Origin of the sequence: Psychrobacter sp. PL15 (genome assembly GCF_035984995.1) — a bacterium.
In the GTDB taxonomy this organism is placed as follows: domain Bacteria; phylum Pseudomonadota; class Gammaproteobacteria; order Pseudomonadales; family Moraxellaceae; genus Psychrobacter.
On the sequence record NZ_JAXCIB010000002.1, the window covers coordinates 319,163 to 339,165 of the forward strand.

The 20,003-nt window shown below is 42.8% G+C and carries 17 protein-coding genes and 1 tRNA gene; 10 read left to right on the forward strand and 8 right to left on the reverse strand.

Features of this window, described 5'->3' with window-relative positions; translation table 11 throughout:
• The first annotated feature begins 116 nt into the window (after positions 1–116).
• A tRNA-Val gene (locus RCH20_RS02865) sits at positions 117–193 on the forward strand.
• Positions 194–561: 368 nt separating this feature from the next.
• Here the strand turns inward: RCH20_RS02865 and RCH20_RS02870 are convergent.
• On the reverse strand, positions 562–1,659 hold the full coding sequence (locus RCH20_RS02870) for a glycosyltransferase family 4 protein (RefSeq protein ID WP_327192509.1): 1,098 nt from the start codon (positions 1,657–1,659) through the stop codon (positions 562–564).
• Positions 1,660–2,115: 456 nt separating this feature from the next.
• Here RCH20_RS02870 and RCH20_RS02875 point away from each other — a divergent pair, with 456 nt between their 5' ends.
• A complete protein-coding gene (locus RCH20_RS02875) occupies positions 2,116–2,829 on the forward strand; it encodes a DarT1-associated NADAR antitoxin family protein (RefSeq protein WP_327192510.1) in 714 nt (237 codons plus the stop codon).
• 186 nt (positions 2,830–3,015) lie between these two features.
• Here the strand turns inward: RCH20_RS02875 and RCH20_RS02880 are convergent, their stop codons facing one another.
• Positions 3,016–4,563, reverse strand: coding sequence for an alanine/glycine:cation symporter family protein (locus tag RCH20_RS02880; RefSeq protein ID WP_327192511.1), 1,548 nt, complete (start codon positions 4,561–4,563; stop codon positions 3,016–3,018).
• A gap of 231 nt (positions 4,564–4,794) precedes the next feature.
• Here RCH20_RS02880 and RCH20_RS02885 point away from each other — a divergent pair, with 231 nt between their 5' ends.
• The 3 genes from RCH20_RS02885 (at position 4,795) to RCH20_RS02895 (ending at position 7,814) form a co-directional block, all read left to right on the forward strand.
• Positions 4,795–4,968 carry a hypothetical protein gene (locus tag RCH20_RS02885; protein ID WP_327192512.1) on the forward strand — a complete coding sequence of 58 codons (174 nt, stop codon included), beginning with the start codon at positions 4,795–4,797 and terminating at the stop codon, positions 4,966–4,968.
• Positions 4,969–5,232: 264 nt separating this feature from the next.
• Positions 5,233–6,552 (forward strand): short-chain fatty acid transporter, encoded by a 1,320-nt coding sequence (locus tag RCH20_RS02890; RefSeq protein ID WP_327192513.1) that lies wholly within the window; start codon positions 5,233–5,235, stop codon positions 6,550–6,552.
• Positions 6,553–6,860: 308 nt separating this feature from the next.
• Positions 6,861–7,814 carry a DMT family transporter gene (locus RCH20_RS02895; protein ID WP_327192514.1) on the forward strand — a complete coding sequence of 318 codons (954 nt, stop codon included), beginning with the start codon at positions 6,861–6,863 and terminating at the stop codon, positions 7,812–7,814.
• A gap of 128 nt (positions 7,815–7,942) precedes the next feature.
• On the opposite strand, the gene maiA is transcribed toward RCH20_RS02895, so the two are convergent.
• Complete coding sequence (maiA, locus tag RCH20_RS02900) at positions 7,943–8,587, reverse strand: maleylacetoacetate isomerase (protein WP_442793089.1); 645 nt, start codon at positions 8,585–8,587, stop codon at positions 7,943–7,945.
• 219 nt (positions 8,588–8,806) lie between these two features.
• Between maiA and RCH20_RS02905 the strand changes: the two genes are divergently transcribed.
• Complete coding sequence (locus RCH20_RS02905) at positions 8,807–9,673, forward strand: IclR family transcriptional regulator (RefSeq protein WP_327192516.1); 867 nt, start codon at positions 8,807–8,809, stop codon at positions 9,671–9,673.
• A 49-nt stretch (positions 9,674–9,722) separates the two neighbouring features.
• Here the strand turns inward: RCH20_RS02905 and RCH20_RS02910 are convergent, their stop codons facing one another.
• The 4 genes from RCH20_RS02910 to RCH20_RS02925 form a co-directional block, all read right to left on the reverse strand.
• Complete coding sequence (locus RCH20_RS02910; protein ID WP_209956583.1) at positions 9,723–10,298, reverse strand: VOC family protein; 576 nt, start codon at positions 10,296–10,298, stop codon at positions 9,723–9,725.
• Between the two features lie 211 nt (positions 10,299–10,509).
• Complete coding sequence (gene fahA, locus RCH20_RS02915; protein WP_442793086.1) at positions 10,510–11,820, reverse strand: fumarylacetoacetase; 1,311 nt, start codon at positions 11,818–11,820, stop codon at positions 10,510–10,512.
• Between the two features lie 646 nt (positions 11,821–12,466).
• Positions 12,467–13,663: an amino acid aminotransferase gene (locus tag RCH20_RS02920; protein WP_327192517.1), complete on the reverse strand. Its 1,197-nt coding sequence runs from the start codon at positions 13,661–13,663 to the stop codon at positions 12,467–12,469.
• Positions 13,664–13,807: 144 nt separating this feature from the next.
• Positions 13,808–14,737, reverse strand: coding sequence for a LysR family transcriptional regulator (locus tag RCH20_RS02925; protein WP_327192518.1), 930 nt, complete (start codon positions 14,735–14,737; stop codon positions 13,808–13,810).
• A 159-nt stretch (positions 14,738–14,896) separates the two neighbouring features.
• Between RCH20_RS02925 and hppD the strand changes: the two genes are divergently transcribed.
• From hppD to nhaC, 4 genes are all read left to right on the forward strand, one after another.
• Positions 14,897–15,997, forward strand: a complete 1,101-nt coding sequence (gene hppD, locus RCH20_RS02930; RefSeq protein ID WP_209956586.1) for a 4-hydroxyphenylpyruvate dioxygenase — start codon at positions 14,897–14,899, stop codon at positions 15,995–15,997.
• A gap of 398 nt (positions 15,998–16,395) precedes the next feature.
• Positions 16,396–17,295 (forward strand): phenylalanine 4-monooxygenase, encoded by a 900-nt coding sequence (phhA, locus tag RCH20_RS02935; protein WP_327192519.1) that lies wholly within the window; start codon positions 16,396–16,398, stop codon positions 17,293–17,295.
• A 98-nt stretch (positions 17,296–17,393) separates the two neighbouring features.
• Positions 17,394–17,735, forward strand: coding sequence for a 4a-hydroxytetrahydrobiopterin dehydratase (locus RCH20_RS02940; protein ID WP_327192520.1), 342 nt, complete (start codon positions 17,394–17,396; stop codon positions 17,733–17,735).
• 155 nt (positions 17,736–17,890) lie between these two features.
• Positions 17,891–19,297 carry a Na+/H+ antiporter NhaC gene (gene nhaC, locus RCH20_RS02945; protein WP_327192521.1) on the forward strand — a complete coding sequence of 469 codons (1,407 nt, stop codon included), beginning with the start codon at positions 17,891–17,893 and terminating at the stop codon, positions 19,295–19,297.
• A gap of 160 nt (positions 19,298–19,457) precedes the next feature.
• Here the strand turns inward: nhaC and arfB are convergent, their stop codons facing one another.
• Complete coding sequence (arfB, locus tag RCH20_RS02950; protein ID WP_327192522.1) at positions 19,458–19,871, reverse strand: alternative ribosome rescue aminoacyl-tRNA hydrolase ArfB; 414 nt, start codon at positions 19,869–19,871, stop codon at positions 19,458–19,460.
• Positions 19,872–20,003: the final 132 nt, after the last annotated feature.

Sequence of the window (20,003 nt, forward strand, 5' to 3'; positions counted from 1 at the left end):
TTTGAGAATGGCGATAAATACGAACGCTCAACAATGAATACCGAGACCATAACCTAACATCAAATTAAAAAAGGCTTGCAAAGTTTCAAAAACTTGCTAAAATGCATGTCCTAAATAGGCGTATAGCTCAGTTGGTTAGAGCGCTACCTTGACATGGTAGAGGTCAGCAGTTCGAGTCTGCTTATGCCTACCAAATTTAGAAAGCCCCAGTTCATTTTAATAATGAACTGGGGCTTTTTTTGTCTGCTTTTTATGGGTTTGGGTTAATAATTAGGTTTTTTTGAACTAACATCTGGTGCGTTGAGTCCCTTGTGCCCAAACCGTGCCCAACTTGTGCTTCACTCATGTTTAAGACGTTTATTGTTTTCTATAATGGCCATGAGTTCAGGACCATATTGCTTAGTGCCAACTATCCTGCCATAGGTGGGGGGCTTTAAACTGTTCCCCGCAAGTACGGGGATTAACCGTCGTTCCGGTCAGCACAGCCAATATATCCTGTAGTGGCATAATATGGATTATATATTGAACTGGTCATACCGCGAATTAAGGCAATATTTTAAGTTATTCAAGGCTTTTAAGTAAATTTAACCACTTGCTTATTATATTATCGGGTTGATAAATTTCGACTTTCTCTTTACCTCTTAAGCTGATAATTTTTTTCTGCTCATCATCCTTCATCAAATTAATCAACGCTAAAGCAAGTTGGTTAACATCATTTTCAGGAACTAAAATAGAGCCCGTACCTTTTAAAACTTCTGCGGGGCCAGGGCCACAATCAAAACTTACAATAGGCAGGCCAAAAGCTAAAGCCTCAGTTAAAACCATACCAAACCCTTCTACTCGAGAGCTCAGGCAAAATATCTCCGCCTGCCTATAATATTGACTTACATTGTCAGACGCACCAACCAATTCCACACTCTCGGTCATTTGGTTTGCTTCAATGAACTCAGTTAGATTTACTCTTTCTTCACCCTCACCGACTATTTTTAATTTCCATTCTGGCATAATTGTAGTTACCTGAAGCCAAGCTTCAAGTAATAAGTCAAAACCTTTGTGTTTGTGTAGACGACCAATAGCCAATACTATTTTGTTATTTTCCTCAATATACTCTTGAACAGGAAACGGACAAGGATTTGCTATAGCGATTATTTGTGATTTATGACGAGTATTTTTTAGCCAACATTCCTTATCTCTTTCGGTCAAAGTAACCACTGAGTCACAATATCGTGCCGCTAAATGTCTGACTATAGAGTTTCCGCTCATGCCTTGGCTAGGATCAAAGTTAAAATGCTCCCAGCCTATGTGTTTTACTTTCAAGCCTAAAGTCGCGGGTAAAGTATATGGAATAGACTTGGTGTCTACTGCTATTATTGTGTCAACACGCTCTGTTTTTAACAGCTTTCTTATTTTATAAATAGCATTAGGAATACCACTCAACTTAACGTGTGAAGAATCCGATAATGAAATTATTTTAATATCTTCATTTAGAGGAAAGAAAGGGTCATCACAAGGTCCAATACTGGCTAATATTATCTCATGGCCGGCTTCAGATAGACCGTTAGCAATCATAGAACCTACTCGCTCAACGCCAGCGCCTGTGTTGAGACCATAAAATAATACCATTAAAATTTTCAAATCGACTGCCTCACTTGTTAACATATATAATCATCCATTATAAGGTGATACATCTCATAATATAAGCTAATACATTTCATAATATAAGCTAACAGCTCTCTTGATGGTCAAATTAGTCCAAAAATTCACTTATAAATATATTGTAAGGTAGATTTAGAAAGATCATATACTGAACCACCCCGACTATATTGGAGGCTATTTCACTTGAGTCACTGACTCCAAAAAGTTAGTGAGATTATCAACAATCCTAAAATAGGGCAGGATAAATGATTAATAATAAGATAAACTTCCCCGCGCGCCCTAATTGGGTTTGTGAGTAACGCGGTGTAGTGTTCTGAATAATTAATCAGTATTCATAAGATAACTCAGTATCCTTAAGATAACGATGCATTTAGATGACTGCTTATCTAAATGCTATTTATACCAGACCAGTTATGAAAAAAACATTTATACAAGACCATTGATATAAGGCACATCGCTATGGAACAAACACAAAACGCTGTAGAACTTAGACCCGTATTCATGCCTAGAGTCAACAGTGACAATCTGGTAAAAACAGATATGGTTAGGTTCGAGCGGCATGTGGGATTCGCGAGTAGACAAAAGAAAAAATCCATCAATGACTTGCATCAAGTCATTTGCAAAAAGTATGGGTTTAAGCAAGTGCTAGAGCTGTCTAGCAAATCTGGTAATAAGTTGAGTTTTGTGCTGAGCCCATTGAGCTTAAAGCTAGCTAATGAGCATGATGATCAGCAATATAGTGTCGAAAACGCCTTCCAAAGCAGTATGGTTTTCGAGGACGGTGGCCCCTACACCGACTTGTTAACAGTCCCGCCAAGACAAGCCAAAAAAGACGAGCGACTAATAACCTCGGGTGAATTAATTGGCTACAATTATTTTGGTATGGAGTGGGGCGTAGAGCCATTAACCACGTTTTATGATTGGCTGTATGTGAATGCCTTACAGCAGAATCCTCAGCTGCATGAAGAGGTCATGCAATATCAAGCCTTTACGGATATTGAGTTTAATCCTAAAAAATCTATCCATTGTTCGGCTTATGCGCTGGCTATGTTTGTGGCACTCAATAAACGAGAGTTGCTCGATAATGTTGAAGACCCGATAGCATTTTATAACTTATGTGATGAGTTTCAAGTAAGTAACACCGAGCATCTTTTGGAAGAGGGTTGGGTCTGATAGCGAGACCCGCTCTCAATTTGGGATAAGACGTTTATTAATTGACTTTGCTGGCTATGTTAAATCCCATCCCAGCTACTTCAACCGTGGTCAGTAATAGAAAAAGCCTATGACCAAGTCATAGGCTTTTTCTATTACAGTCATTTAATGAAGAACGGCTCTCTAGCAGGTATTAGCGTAAAACTACTACTTAGGGTCTTTACTCAGTTCGTTTTCTGCAAGTGCTTGCTGTTCTTTTAGATGACGCTCTTCCCAATAGGGTGCATTTTTAATACCGAGTTTAATAGGGTCAAAGGTATAGTGCGTGACCCCAGCTTTACGCTGTGCCTCATAGTCTTTAAGCACTTTCATAGTTGGACGTGCCATAAAGAAAATGATCAAGATACCAACGATGTTCAGCCACGCTATCAGTCCAACTCCGATATCACCAATAGCCCAAACATAACCTGCTGAATTCAGACCACCGTAGGCAATCATAGCCATCATCAAGGTTTTGACCAGGAATAAGCCTTTTTTATTGGCGCTGCGGCTAATAAAGCGGGTTAGATAGACCACGTTGACTTCCGCAATATAATAGTTGGCCAAAATGGTGGTAAAGGCAAAGAAGAAGACAGCAATGGCGATAAAGGTGTTACCAAAGGCCCCATATACTGATTCCATCGCCATCTGAGTAAAGGCGGGCGAGTTAATTTCAGTACCTGCTACTACATTCTGTACTAAGAACTGCCCGTCAGGTAACGCTCCTTGGATGTTATAAGTACCCATGGTTAAAATCATAAATGCCGTTGCCGAACAGACCAATAGCGTATCGACATAAACGGAGAACGCTTGTACCAACCCTTGCTGCGCAGGATGGTCGACCTCAGCAGCAGCAGCAGCGTGAGGCGCGGTACCTTGTCCCGCTTCGCTAGAGTAAACACCTCGTTTGACGCCCCAACCAATCGCGGCCCCGAAGCCTGCTTGCGCAGTAAAGGCGTCGCCAACGATCATACCGAATACTTTTGGGATCATCTCAAAGTTACTCACCATAATGATCAAGGCTAAGACAATGTAGCCGATTGCCATAAAGGGCACCACAACTTCGGTAAAAGTAGCAATGCGCTTGATACCGCCAAAGATGATAATACCAAAGACGACTAGGATAATAGCGATGGCGCCTAAACGCATGGCGCCAACCTCTGTACCGAAGACAGTCATGGTAGTGCCTTCGCCTAGTACTTGAGTGACGGCATTGACCACACCATTGGCCTGAATACCGGGTAAGAATATACTCAAAGCTATCAAAGCTGCGATTGCAAAGACCACTCCATACCAGCGTTGCCCGAGCGCACGCTCAAAGTAGTAAGCAGGCCCACCGCGATATTGGCCGGTGATGACGTCTTTTTCTTTATAAATTTGAGCCATTGTCGATTCGACATAAGCGGTAGCAGCGCCTAAGAACCCTACCACCCACATCCAAAATATCGCCCCTGGGCCGCCAAAGCCGATAGCTGCTGCTACCCCTGCGATATTACCCATCCCCACGCGGCCGGCTAACGATAGGGTGAGCGCTTGAAAGGATGAAATACCATCGGCGCTGGCTTTCCCTGAAAACATCAAACGTAGCATTTCACCGAATAGACGCACTTGTAAAAAGCGCGTCATAATGGAATAAAACAAACCGGCGCCCAAGCATAGATAGATCAATGCTGAACTCCAGATAATTCCATTTATGGTACTGACCAAACTTTCCATTCTTCTATTCCTCAAACTGTCTCAAAGCGGCAAGTCTGGTGTTAATTCTAGTGTCAACACTGCCATTAAAACGAGTAATAATACTCTCTTAACCGTTGAGGATGGGTTGTCGTTGTCTGTGTTTGTTTGTCTGATTCATAACCATAAGTACACCCTACAATTACGAGGCTGCAATTTGCCATAATTTAAGGATAATTACTAGACAGTTTTTCAAACAATTGTTATTAGTTTTTGGCGAAGTACCGATCTGAAGAAACTCAAATAAATCATGGCGAAGGAAATCAGGATCTCAATGTACCGGTCGAAATCACCAAAGCGTTCTGTCAAGAGAGTTTTCAAGCCATCAACGACTACACTGGCACTCGCCTAGGAGCCCATCCCGAATTCTGTGCCACTGCCATTTAGATTAAATACCTGCTGACACGGTCATCAAACATAAGGTGTTACCAACTAGATGCTGACTACTTTTTCTTACATAAAAATGACTGGAAGTCTTTGTAGAGCGATATTGCTCTACAAAGGCTTTTTTGTTAAAGAATCACAAAGACAGTTTTAGACGTCAACATCGTAGCAGAAAAGTGGATTTTTGCTGAATGAGTAAGAATAAAAAGGAAGAATGAGGTAGCATTAGAAACGAAGTGCAAATTTAGATAAAAAGGAAGTTAAAAAATGAAAGGAATCCCCCGTTTTTCGAATAATTTGATGGAAAGGTATCTACCGGATCCATTTTTATTCGTCATTATCTTAACCGTGGTTATTTTTGGACTGGGCTTAGGCTTAACTGATTCTTCACCTGTACAAATGGTGGCGTTTTGGGGTGAAGGCTTCTGGGCGTTACTCGCATTCTCGATGCAAATGGTGCTGGTGCTAGTCACTGGTTTTGTACTGGCAAGCAGCCCAATATTCAAAAAAGGCTTAGGCAAGCTGGCGAGTTTCGCAAAGTCGCCAGGTAGTGCGATTATCTTGGTAACCTTAGTGTCACTGGCAGCAAGTTGGATCAACTGGGGATTTGGGCTAGTTATTGGCGCGTTATTCGCAAAAGAATTAGCGAAACGTGTGCAGCATGTCGATTACCGTTTGTTGATTGCCAGTGCTTATTCTGGATTTATCATTTGGCATGCTGGATTTTCTGGCTCGATTCCGTTGTCAATTGCGACAGAAGGACATCCATTCGTTGACAAAATTGGTATTATTCCAACGAGTGCCACTATTTTTGCCAGTTATAACTTAATTATCGTTGCGGCATTAGTGATCATTGTGCCTTTATTAAACCGTTTGATGATGCCGAGCAAAGAAGATACGGTTACAGTGGACCCAAAAGTTCTAATTGATCCGATCATTGAGGAACTTCCGGCAAAATCGGCTATGACCCCAGCAGAGCGCTTAGAAAACAGCTGGACTTTATCGATGGTCATTGGTGCAATGGGAATTGCCTTCGTCGTTTATTATTTCGCACAAAATGGCTTTGCGTTAACGCTCGACTTGGTTAACTTTATGTTTTTGTTCCTGGGTATTATATTCCATGGAACGCCTCGCAACTATTTGATTGCCGTTCAAGAAGCCGTCAAAGGAGCGGGCGCTATCATCGTTCAATTTCCGTTTTATGCAGGGATTATGGGCATGATGACGGCATCTGGTTTGGCAGGCGTTATGTCAGAAGCGTTCGTCAGTGTTTCGACCGCGGACACGCTGCCACTTTTTGCCTTCCTAAGTGCAGGACTGGTCAACTTTTTCGTGCCATCCGGTGGTGGTCAATGGGCCGTTCAAGCGCCAATTATGTTAGAAGCTGCAGAAATGCTTGGTAGTGATCCAGCCAAAGTAGCTATGGCCGTTGCATGGGGCGATGCTTGGACCAACATGATCCAGCCGTTCTGGGCCTTGCCAGCACTGGCAATCGCTGGACTCAAAGCCAAAGATATCATGGGCTTTTGTCTCATTGTATTGGTTGTCAGTGGCGTTGTGATTGGTTTAGGGTTGTTGTTCCTATAAAAAAAGAAACTTAAAGTAATAAAACTTAGCGTTTTGGCCTTGCCTACTTTAAGAGTGAGGTCGTTTTTATAGGAGTTTCTCTACCATTCTTATAGCTAACTTTAAATAGCTAACTTTAATAAGTCGTCGGCTATCATAGCCTTGAAAGGCTTTAATATACTTGCCGCACCTCATTTGTTAATCTAAGTTATCAAATACTTTAATTGCTATCAAATACTTCATTACTGCTAAGCTAACCAAGACATATTCTTGATGTAGCCAAACTGCTTGCACAAGACAACGAAGGTTTTAAATGATCAGGATAAGCCATGAGTGACTGTACAGAACAGAGAATATCTCAGCACAATAATGTGTGGCTCATTCCCTTTATTTGTCTTTTAGTTGGCGGATTATTACTTGGTATCTCTACCAATCTAGCAAAATATGCGGGCGAAATTGGTTTGACCCCATTGGCCTTTCTGTTTTGGTCCATCACGGGCGCCGCGTTTATCCTAGTAGTAGTCGCATTACTGCGACATGAGCACCCGCCATTAAGTGCCCGTGGCTTCGAATATTACTTAGTCGCTGCGCTGGTTAGCGTTGCAGGTTCCAATTTAATTTTTTTCTCGGCTATTCCGCATGTCGGAGCAGGGTTTGTGGCACTGATGATCGCGTTACCACCGCTGCTCACCTATCTTGGCGCGCTTGCGCTGCGTATAGAGCGCTTCAACATCATTCGTGCGCTTGGAGTCGCTGCCGCACTTGCCGGTGCCGCAGTATTGGCAGCCCGCAAGTTTTCTGCACCAGATGCCAGCGTGTTCTGGATTTTGATAGCACTCTGTGGTCCTGTTTTACTTGCCATTGGCAATATTTATCGTTCCTTACGTTGGCCAGACAATGCGTCTCCCAGTGCGCTCGCACCCGGTATGTTAATTGCTGCTGCAATTTTGCTCGGTATGGTCAGTATTTCACCGGACTTTTCACTGGTGGTTCCTCATGGAGAAATCCTGCCAATTGGTTTAATTGTCGTACAGGCAGGTATTTTTGCAGGACAGTTTCTGCTGCTATTCTTACTGCAGAAAACGGGTGGGCCTGTTCTGTTGAGCCTACTGGGGGCAGTTGGAGCGATCGTTGGCGTTCCCGTTGCAGTATTCTTACAAGGGGAGAGCCCGCCTGAAGGTTTAATTCTAGGCGCCTCTCTCATCGCGCTCGGCGTTGCTCTGGTCACATGGGGCGGCATGAAGATGGCAAAACCATCTAAACCAACAAAGAAGCACCTCTGAAGCACCTCCAAAGCTATAAACTTTGCAATATTTTCGTTTAGGGTGATTATTAGGCCTTATTTATCATCCTAAATACAGCAAATAAAGTCTTAAGAACTTAGCCCTTTAGTAAATCTCAATTGCGTTCATTAAGTTCGTGGTGCATCGGGTTGTCTCGCAGGATCAGCATCATAAAATGCCTTAAGTGACCGGCAGTGTTCATCGATAGCGACAATATTAGGATAAGGGCTTAAGTCTACTTTAAAGCGACGAGCGGAGGAGACCTGCGGGATTAAATAGCAATCTGCAAACGTTGGACTGTCGCCATAACAGAATTTTCCACGTGATTTATCTGCGGCCAATAGCTTTTCTAAAGCAGCAAAGCCCTCAATCATCCAATGCCGGCACCAGGTCATAACCTCATCTTCGCCAACCGTCAACTCATTACGTAGATACTGTAAAATACGCCGATTATTAAGAGGATGGATATCACAACCAATCATGGCGCTTAGTGCACGTACTTGCATACGACCTGCCGCATCTTTAGGCAATAGAGGATTTTGTGCATAAGTTTCTTCCAACCATTCTAAAATAGCGGGGCTTTGATACAGCAGTAAGTCATCGGTCTGTAGAACTGGCACTAGTCCTTGCGGATTGATAGATTTAAATGCTGACTCTAATTGTTCGTCTTGGGCCAAATTAACCGAGATATAATCGTAATCTAAACCTTTAAGATTCAGGGCAATACGAGTACGGTAAGAGGTAGTACTGCGAAAGTAATTATAAAGCTGCATCATTATTGTTCTCCTTTTTGGGCGTGTATCAAACGCTCATTATTACCTATATAATCAGTCATCATAAAAGATCAGTTAAATTTGAAGAAGGGTTATAGGTAGCTATAGGCTAGACGCTTTACACCGAAAACTCTGTAGCAACCTATTCTAAATAATCAAATACCAGCATCAAGTCCTAGTTGTATTCAACTGAGCAAATAATATTTAACTGAGCAAATAATGCCATCAGATAACGCGTTAACATCGAACAAGAACCAGAGTGGCGTGCAGTCACTTGAGATTGGATTGTCGATATTAGATGTACTCATAGGGCATAATGAACCCATGATGCTAAAAGACATTGCTCAAGCGATGCAAATGCACCCAGCAAAATCTCATCGTTACTTGGTTAGCCTGATTCGTAAAGGCTATGCCAGCCAGCTCAGTGATGGACGCTATAGTTTGGGCGAAAGAGTGAAGACCTTAGCAGCACTGGGGCATACTGGACTGAATCAAAATAATATCTTGGAGCGACTCACTACTGCTGCCAACGCTATCAAAGATACTCTAAACTGCGGCGTGCAAATCGCCAAGTGGTTTAGCGAAGGACCTATTATTATTCAGTCTGTTGAGCCAGATAGCCCGATCAGTATCATCACACGTATAGGCTCACGCATGCCGCTTACTACTTCAGCGACAGGGCAGTTGTTTGCTAGCTATCAACCAGATGCGGTCATCAAACCACTAGTGATTGCAGAATGGCAGAGTAAATCTGATAGCGCTAAGCCACTAAGCAGCGCTGAGGCATCGGACAAATGGCAGTACTTTACCCAGCTACAAGCTGATATCCGCGCGCAGGGTTATGCGACAGTCACCGGTGATATGTTAATGGGAATCAACGCTATTACTATCCCAGTACTGTTGCCAAAACTTACCCATGCTACAGAGGTCGATACAGATGCCCTTCTTAAAGAGACGTTTGCTAAAGAGAGCCTCTTAGAGTATGCCATCACAGTTATCGGTACTTCAGAGCAATTACCTATGAGTAAACAGCATGAAGTAGCTGACAAAATACGCGCGATAGCCCAACGTTATCAAGTTGCTTAGCGGTTATGGTTATCTAAAATATTTTTATATCGAGCCCTTTTGTATTCAACTATTCCCCAACCGGAACCTGCTCTTTGGCTTCGGCAAGCTCTTCAGCATGCAAAAAGTGAGTATGGCCTGGGGCACGTTTGGTACGCGTCCATTCCTCAAGCATATCTTTCTTGATTTCTTCAGTAATCATCGAGACTTTTTCTTCTGAAGTAATATCATCGTAGGTCAGTTCCATGCGATGACCATTAGGATCGAAGAAATAAATAGAATGAAAAATACCATGATTGGTAACCCCGATAACATCAATACCGCCTTCTTCTAAATGCTTTTTAGCCGCCATTAAGGTATCGCGGTCTTTTACTTTCATCGCTAGATGCTGTACCCAGTCTGGGGTGTTGGGGTCAAAGCCCATCTCAGGTTGATTGGGCACCTCAAAGAACGCCAATACATTGCCATTACCGGCATCTAAGAAGATGTGCATATAAGGGTCAAAGGCGTGGGTAGACGGCACATGATCTTCAGCGAACGCTAAGATAAAGTCCATGTTAAGGTGTTTTTGATACCATTCGACGGTCTCTTTCGCGTCTTTGCAGCGATAAGCGACGTGATGGATTTGTTCTATTTTAAAGGTCATTATCAATATCCTTCTGACAAATAATTAAAAGAGGGCAGTCACAGTAAAAGAGGTTTAATCATCATAAAAACAAAGTGGCTGCTTTACTGTGACTGAGCTGAACTAAGCTAAACTGAACTGAACTGAACTGAACTGAACTGGATGACGATTCATACGGTGCTTTAGCTGTTATCTAGAGCTTTTATTTAGACGACTGTTAGCTAAAGGACTGCTAGTCAGAAAAATTAAAGTCTAAAGCGGGTAATACCGTACCGCGTACCTCACCAAAGCCCACACGGACACCCTCTTTTTCGGCATAACCTTTCATGATTACGGTGTCGCCATCTTCAATGAAGCTGCGCGTTTCACCATTATTTAGTGTAATAGGTTTGGTTGCGTTCCAAGCCAGCTCTAGCATTGAGCCAAAAGTATCTGGCGTTGGCCCTGAAATCGTACCTGAACCCATCATGTCACCGACCTCTACTTTACAACCAGAGATAGTATGGTGGGTAAGCTGCTGGGTCATCGACCAGTACAGATATTTAAAGTTACTTCCACACAGAACCGTTGCACTATCAGTACTGGCAGCATTTGCCGGTAGCAGCTCTACGGACAAATTAATATCAAAGCTGTTATCAGTCGTTTTATCACGCAAGTAAGCCAGCGGCTGTGGATCTTGAGTAGGGGTGGAGGTTCTAAAAGGTTGCAGCGCGTCTAAAGTGACAATCCAAGGTGAAATCTCAGAAGCAAAGGTTTTGGCATTAAATGGACCTAATGGCACATATTCCCATTTTTGAATGTCACGCGCTGACCAGTCGTTAAATAACACCATGCCAAAGATATGATCCCAGGCGTTTTCGATCGCGATAGGCTGACCTATTTTGTTAGGTTGACCGACGATAAAGGCGGTCTCAAGTTCGAAATCGAGACGCTTACAAGGTGAGAAAATAGGACGCTCATCAGGGCTGGGTTTTAGCTGGCCTGAAGGGCGGACAATATCGGTACCACTGACGATGACGGTGCTGGCGCGACCGTTATAAGCCACCGGCATCTCTTTCCAGTTGGGCAATAAGGCATTGTCAGGATCGCGGAACATGGTGCCGACGTTGGTGGCGTGTTCTTTAGAAGAATAAAAGTCAGTGTAGCCGGGAACGCGTACTGGCAAATGCATGGTGACGTCTGCTTGCTTAAACAGCGCTTTTTGCTGCAACTCTTGGTTATCACCTAAAGTTTTGCTGTTGGCAGAGAGTAGGGCTTGGATAGTGTTGCGCGCTTTCGTCCAGTTGTCGCGACCGGACTCAATGAAAGGGTTTAGCGTGGGCTGATCAAAATAGGGGCCACCTTCTAGCGTCAGCAGACCTTCGGTTTCAAGTACCGATAAATCTAAGACATGCTCGCCAATGGCCACACCGGCACGGCGTTTGTTATTGCCAGTAGTGTCTTCAGTTTCACTGAAAATACCATAAGGTAAGTTATGAATTGAGAAGTCAGAATCGCTAGCGATATTGATAAATGAAGTGAGGTTTTTGTCAATCGTTGACATGGAATGCTCCTTGCTAAATGAGTATAAGTGGCTTAAATAATGTAGTAATTTCTTAGGTATAGTTAAAATACCTTAAAAACGCTAGGGTACTGCTGATATACGCTTTTTGTAGCCTCTGTCTGCGTAGGCACAGCAAGCAAGAAAAACGTATACCAGCAGTAGGTTATGTATCGATATTACTTTTCATTGACTATACTATAATAAGAATCAGTGCAATAAATTACGATATAGTTAACTGCTTACGAATAATGTAATTTATAACCAGTCATATTGCAAGGAGTTTTAGTAACTCGTTTGCTATTTGGTTTGCTGCTTAGTTTGCTATCTGGCTCGTATAAACTAGTCTTTGTTCGTTAGCTTATTTCATAATATAGTCGATTCAAAATAAAAGGAATACGCTTGTATCAACGTGCTACTGGTATAGGTTTTTCTTGCGTGCTGTTCGCAAGCGTGACAGAGGCTGCAAAAAATTCATTCCAGTAGCACTGTGCCGTTTTTAAATTGGATTAACTATAGGTTGCTTTAGAATGATTTATTCTGGAATAAGGTGTTGCGGCATAAAAGTCTCGTTAAATAAAAAAGCTGAGCAATCGCCCAGCTTTTTTGAAATCAGATTTTTATTTAATATAAATTGAGCATCAGTCTTTTAAGCTTTTAAGATTGCTACCATCGCATTGGCAACATAGTCAATGTTACTGATATTGAGGCCTGCCACACACATACGGGAGTTGGATATCATGTAGATGCCAAACTCGCTTTGTAGGCGTTCGACTTGTTCAGGTGTCAATCCGGTAAAGCTAAACATGCCGTTTTGACGGGTAATATAATCAAAATCATGTTCAGGGAGATTGGCTTCTAATACCGATTTGAGCTTAATACGCATGGCTTTGATACGGTCACGCATGTCATAAACTTCGCCAACCCATTGCTGGTGTAATTGCTCGTCATTCATGACGATATCAACCACACGTCCGCCATGTGATGGTGGGCTGGAGTAGATACAACGGACCAAAAAGTTGAGCTGACCAAAGACACGCTCGGCCTCATCTGTGGTAGGGCAAACGACTGAGAGCCCACCGACACGCTCGCCATATAGCGATAGGTTTTTAGAAAACGAATTACTGACAAATACTGGCAAACCCATATCGACGGCTTTACGAATAGCATAAGCATCGCTGTCCATATCTGCGCCAAAACCTTGATAAGCGATGTCCATAAATGGGATCAGTTCACGCTGTTGAATGACCTCTAGCACCGTATCCCATTGCGCTTGGGTCAAATCCAAGCCGGTTGGGTTATGACAGCAAGGGTGCAATAACACCACATCATTTTTATTTAACTTTTCAATAAAGCTGACCATGTCATCGAATCTGACACTACTGGTGGCTTTATCATAGTAAGGGTAGGTGCCCACTTCGACATCAGCGCCCTCAAAGATGGCAATGTGATTGCCCCAAGTAGGATCACTGACATAGCATTTAGACTGTGGGAACCACTGATGGATAAACTCAGCGCCCACTTTTAATGCGCCAGAGCCGCCAATGGTCGCGATGGTCGCGACCCGATTTTCTTGCAAGACTGGAGCGCCTTTACCAAATAATAGCTCCTGACAGCCTTTACGATGTCCAGGCAGTCCTGCCATTGGCAGATAAGGTCTAGGGGAAATAGGATCGGCAATGCGCTGTTCGGCTGTTTTTACACAGTCGAGTACCGGTAATTCACCGGCTTCATCGTAATAAATCCCAATGCCTAAATTTACTTTTTTAGGATTACTATCCGCCAAAAATTTTTCCATCAGCCCTAAAATTGGGTCACCAGCGTAATAATCGATACGTTCAAACATGTTATTTCCCTTATTTTTTATACAACAAAATATAAATTGAGCTGCTAAAAAGCATAGACCAGATTGATTATTAACTCAACGTTAGATTTACCCGCAACCCGTTAATTCGTTCTTTTAGCTATTAAAATATGTTTTAAACCCTTCTTAAAAACTCTGTAAGTCTTTGAAATGGCTGTCAAAATAGGTTTGTAAAAACTGTTTAAAAATAATACTAGCAGGCGATAACCCTCGAGAGGAGCGCTGATAGATAAAAAACCGTCGCATTTTGACAGGTTGTGACAGCGTGCGCATTTGTAGCCCATTGGCACTTACCCAGTCAATCACCTCAGGCATATAGGGCAGACATAAGGTGATACCAAAGCCTTGACGGGTCATCTCCAGCGCCGTGGACATAAAGTTCACCTTATAGCGTGCCTGCTGTATATGGGTAGCAACGGCTTCATCCAGTTCAGCGGATACTTGCTCGTTAATAGGACCGTTTAGGGTAATGAGCGGGGTTCCTAGCAGCTGTTGCCAACTTATCTCGCTTTGTTGAGCCAACTCATGATTATCAGGCATCACCACGCAAAACGGCAACTGATATAACAAATCGGCACTGACGTCATCGTCTACTTCCATAAAGCTAAGCTCTACTCCTACACCCAAATCTACCTCAATATTTTGAATGTGTTCAAGCACGTTTTCTGCTGAGCAATCTAACAACGACACGCTAATATCGGGATACTCTTTAGTAAATTGTGCCACCACCGCAGGCATGGATGAAGCGGCAAATTGCGATACTGCCAAGCGTACTTGACCTTGTGCAAGGCTAGTCAAACTGCTTGCTTCATTGACAAACAAGTGCATCTCATTGAGCACTCTACGAGCTTGCGGTAGCAGATTTCGTCCTACTGTAGACAACGACAGCTGGCGGGTAGTGCGATCAAACAACACTATTTCGAGGTTGGTCTCTAACTCTTTAATCAATCCGCTAACGGCAGACTGGGTCAAATGCATCTGCTCACTGGCACGAGTAAAGCTGCCGTTGTCAGCGACTTTGATAAAAGCATCTAGCTGGCGAATACTTACATTCATAAGAAAACCTGATAAATAAATCATTAAATACAATTAGTCTTATAAATCAAGCTAATCTAATATAAACGCATCGTCAATAAGAATTATTGATTCAAGCTATTTTTTAGCATTATATTTTTATGGTTTTTACACCACCAATTGACATTAAGGATGATTGCAATGGCAGATTTATTTGAAAACCCAATGGGTCTAAACGGGTTTGACTTCGTCGAATTCGCCTCACCTGAACCTGAAGCAGTATCTGCACTTTTTGAGCAGCTGGGTTTTACCCATGTTGCCAACCATAGATCTAAAGATGTCGCTTTATACCGTCAAGGGGACATCAACCTCATTCTAAACCGTGAACCTAAAAGCCAAGGCAGCTATTTTGTTGAAGAACATGGCGCTGGAGCTTGTAGCATGGGCTTTCGAGTTAAAGATGCCAAAAAAGCCTACGAGTTAGCGGTTGAAAACGGTGCCCAGCCAGTAGACGTACCGACTGGTGTTATGGAGCTTAGACTACCCGCTATCAAAGGTATCGGTGGCTCACTGATTTATCTGATAGATCGTTTCAAAGATGGTGAATCTATTTATGATGTCGATTTTGAGTTTCTTCCAGAAGTTGATAGACGTCCGATTGGCCATGGTTTTAAAGTCATCGATCATCTCACCCATAACGTTTACCGTGGTCGCATGGCCTATTGGGCCACCTTTTATGAGCGCATATTTAACTTCCGCGAAATCCGCTTTTTTGATATAAAAGGCGAACACACCGGACTGACCAGTAAAGCGATGACCGCGCCTGATGGCAAAATTCGTATTCCACTGAACGAAGAGTCCAAGCAAGGCGGCGGACAAATCGAAGAGTATTTGATGCACTTTAATGGCGAAGGTATTCAGCATATTGCCTTAGCAAGTGATGACTTATTTGCTAGTATTGATAAGCTTAGAGACGCCGGTATTCCGTTGATGACTGCGCCAACGGATACTTATTATAAAATGCTTGATGAGCGTTTACCGGGTCATGGTGAGAATATCTCTGACCTACAGATGCGCGGCATCTTGCTAGATGGCACAACAGAGGGTGGTACGCCGCGTCTGCTACTACAGATTTTCTCTGAAACCATCCTTGGTAGCCCAGTATTCTTCGAATTTATCCAGCGTAAAGGCGATTATGAAGATGGCTTTGGTGAAGGTAACTTTAAAGCGCTATTTGAATCGATAGAACGTGATCAAATCAACCGCGGCGTTATTGGTCAAACTGAAACTGAAGCACAGTAAATAGTTCAGTCAGTAACAGTAACGGGCAGGATAGAAAGAAATTTGTCCTGCCACTACTAAGGTATCGCTATCAAAATATTACGAATAAAGCATCGCTAATAAACAGCCCCAAATTCAGAACAAAATAATAATGAGTTCAATATAAAACTACCACCAAAAAACCAAGCGAAGACGGTAACACTTATATAGTCGATTCAATTTAAAAAAGGTACAGTGCTACTGGGATGAATTTTTTGCAGCCTCTGTCACGCTTGCGAGCAGCAAGCAAGAAAGATTTATACCAGTGGCACATTACTATTGCTATACACGACCCTTTTTTATTGTGAACTGACTATACAGCTAGAAAGAATGGCATGGTAGTACAACTATAGTGAACCGACTTCAGAAGGACAGCAGGCATGGAACGCACAGCTTCTAATATTCAAACCCCCAATCCTAATAATGGCAATGCTAATAGCACCAAGACTAGCAGCGACCAAATTAATAATGAAAAGAAACCCTATGTGTCGCATCAAATCGACGCCCGTGGTCATATTGACTATAGCGACAATGAGCATGCCATGTGGCAAGCGCTGCTTGCTCGTCAAGCTACAAAAATACCAAATCGCGCCTGCTCAGAGTATCTAACAGGGCTAGAGAAGCTAAATCTTCCTGCCAACCAAATTCCACAACTGTATGATATCGATACGGTACTACAAGACACCACCGGTTGGCAGACTGCTGCTGTGCCCGCATTGATTAGCTTCGGTAAGTTTTTTAAACTTTTAGCAAATAAACGCTTCCCAGTAGCCACCTTTATCCGTCGTTCTGAGGATATGAACTATATTGAAGAGCCTGATATTTTTCATGAGATTGTCGGACACTGTCCGCTGCTTACCCATCCTGCTTTTGCCACCTTTAACGAGACTTATGGCAAGTTGGGGCTAAGTGCGAGTAAAGAAGAGCGGATGTGTTTGGCACGGTTATACTGGTTTACCATCGAGTTTGGCTTGGTCGGGCAGAGCGGTGACCAAGGTAAGGAATCGCGTAGAATTTATGGCGGCGGTATATTAAGCTCACCTTCTGAAACTGTATATGCGCTAAGCGATGACCCCGACAATCAGCCAGAGTGCCGAGCATTTGATTTGCTGGATGTGCTACGTACCCCTTATCGTATAGATCAAATCCAGCCTATTTACTATGCCATTGATCATCTAGACACATTATTTGATATCGTCGATAGTGACATCATGAGTGTGGTCAAAAAAGCGCTGTCATTAGGTCTGTTTGAGCCCACCTACCCAGCAAAGAGTGCCTAAATAACTTATTGGCTAAATCAAACCATTCAATAAATCAGATCAGATCAGATTAAATTAAAAAAACCTAGCACAACTCAAAACAATAATTGGAGAGTAGCATGACCGAATTATCACAAGCCAGCTGTGAAGTCTGCCGTATCGGTGCGCCAACAGTCAGCGATGCAGAAGCAAGCGAGCTGTTAAAACAGATTCCTGATTGGTCATTGATTAATGTTGATGGCGTTAATCAATTGCAGCGTAAATATAAGTTTAAAAACTTTGTTAAGGCTATGGCATTTGCCAATCGACTAGGAGATATTGCCGAAGCAGAAGGGCATCATCCTGGCATGCTAGTGGAATGGGGCAAAGTGACGGTTACGTGGTGGTCGCACAGTATTAAAGGCCTACATAGCAACGATTTTATCATGGCAGCAAAAACTGATAAATTGCTCGATAAATAATCCTAGTCTCTAAATTATACTTTACAGGCTCTAAATCAATTAGAGCCTGTAAAATATGGTCCGTAAAATATAGTCCGTAAAATATAGCTCCTGAATTATAACAACTAAATAAAATTCTAAGAATCCAAACCAAATTGGTAACATAAGGATGTGTTATGCCTCCACAAGTACTTACTGAGCTATCTCCTAAGGTAGCTTTTATCATTGCTAGCGTGGTCATCGCGATTATGGGTGTCACCATGATTGGCTTTGGTTGGGTTCCGCACCTATCATTAATGCTTGCTATTGCTGTTTTGCTGGCCCTAGGTATGTTTAAGGGCTTAAGCTTTGAGAAGATGCAGGAACAAATGTCCTCCGGCGTCGCCAGTGGTATTGGTGCTATCTATTTATTATTCTTTATTGGATTGCTAGTCGCCGCTCTCATGATGTCGGGCGCTATTCCCACCATTATGTATTATGGTTTTGAGCTGATATCTCCGCAGTATTATTATATCTCTGCCTTTGTCTTGACCTCAATTATCGGGGTAGCGCTGGGCAGTAGTTTGACCACGGTAGCGACGATAGGCGTGGCTTTTATTGGGATGAGTAATGCCTTCGATGCCAACGTCGCTATCGCTGCAGGTGCCATAGTCTCAGGCGCATTCTTTGCCGACAAAATGTCCCCACTATCAGATACTTGTACGCTTGCTTCTTCGGTCGTGGGCATTGATCTGTTTGAGCATATTCGTAATATGATGTATACCACTGTGCCAGCTTGGCTCATCACTGCGGGGCTGTTTTGGTTCTTCTCTGGGCAGGCTGGTACTGGCAATTTAGATCAAGTTACCCTATTGCAGTCGCAACTGGTCGATAGTGGCTTAGTGAATGGTTATTCAGTACTACCGTTTATCGTGTTGGTCGTGTTAGCGTTATGCCGAGTGAATGCTATCTATACCATCATTTACACGATTGCTACCGCTTTAATCATTACCTATTTGCACAGTACCCCCAGTATCGGACAGTTAGGTAACTACATGTTTGGCGGCTATGCGCCTGCCGAAAACTTAGAGCTAGGCGAAGTAGGCGGCATGATCTCACGCGGTGGTATGCAGAGCATGTTCTTTACACAGACTATTGTGATATTGGCATTAAGTTTAGGTGGTCTGCTACGCGCATTGGGTATCTTGCCTGCGCTACTGTTAGGTATCAGAGATATGCTGACCAGTTCAGGTCGCGCCATCTTTGCCGCTGCTATGGCAGCCTTAAGTATCAACGTCCTAATCGGTGAGCAGTATTTAAGTATCCTATTATCAGGTACCGCTTTCCGTCCTACCTTTGAGCGCTTAAATCTACATCCTAAAAACTTATCACGCACCATTGAAGATGCCGGTACGGTCATTAACCCATTGGTCCCTTGGAGTGTATGTGGTGTGTTTATCAGCCAAGCATTAGGCGTGCCAGTGCTTGAATATCTGCCTTATGCCTTCTTCTGTTATCTGTCGCTGCTGCTAACGATATTATTTGGCTTTACTGGGTTTACTATTACTAAGCTAGATGAGAGTAAGGTAGAGCAGGTTAAATAATAAGTTAATATTTAATGTTGATATTGATAACACGCTTTAATGACTGTCTTATGAATAAGCACTCAATAGTTAAAATTGCTTTATAGCTGTCTTAATTGTTAAGTGCTTTCTCCAATTTATGACCGTCAACCAGTCAAATGAGTTCCAGTTTTTAGCTGACTTAAAAATCAACCTTCCCGCGCAACGACTTTGTTCTACCTCGCTGTGTTTTTTTGTCCACACGTTTACGCTGAGCATTTCTGCTCGGTTTAGTAGGTCTTCGAGTTTTACTAACGTAAGTGGCTTTTACTATAAATTGCCGCAGACGCTTAAGGGCATCAACCTTATTTCTTTCTTGGGTGCGAAATTGCTGTGCTTTAATAATCAGCACACCTTCTTTGTTAATACGGCTGTCTTTGCTTTCTAATAAGCGCTGTTTGTGAGCGTCGCTGAGACTGGAGGCTTTGATATCAAAGCGTAAGTGAATGGCAGAGGATACTTTATTGACGTTTTGCCCGCCTGCACCTTGAGCGCGTATAGCGCTAGTTTCTATCTCGTGATCATTGAGGCTGATGGTATTAGTTATAAAAATCATGGTTCGCTTATATTTAAAAGAATCAATATTTATGACTTATCATAAACCATTATCAAATAGGCTGCTACTCGCAATATCTCTGGTCTTTAGAGAGGAAAGTTAAGGTGATTGTTATGCTTAAAGGTAACTGGC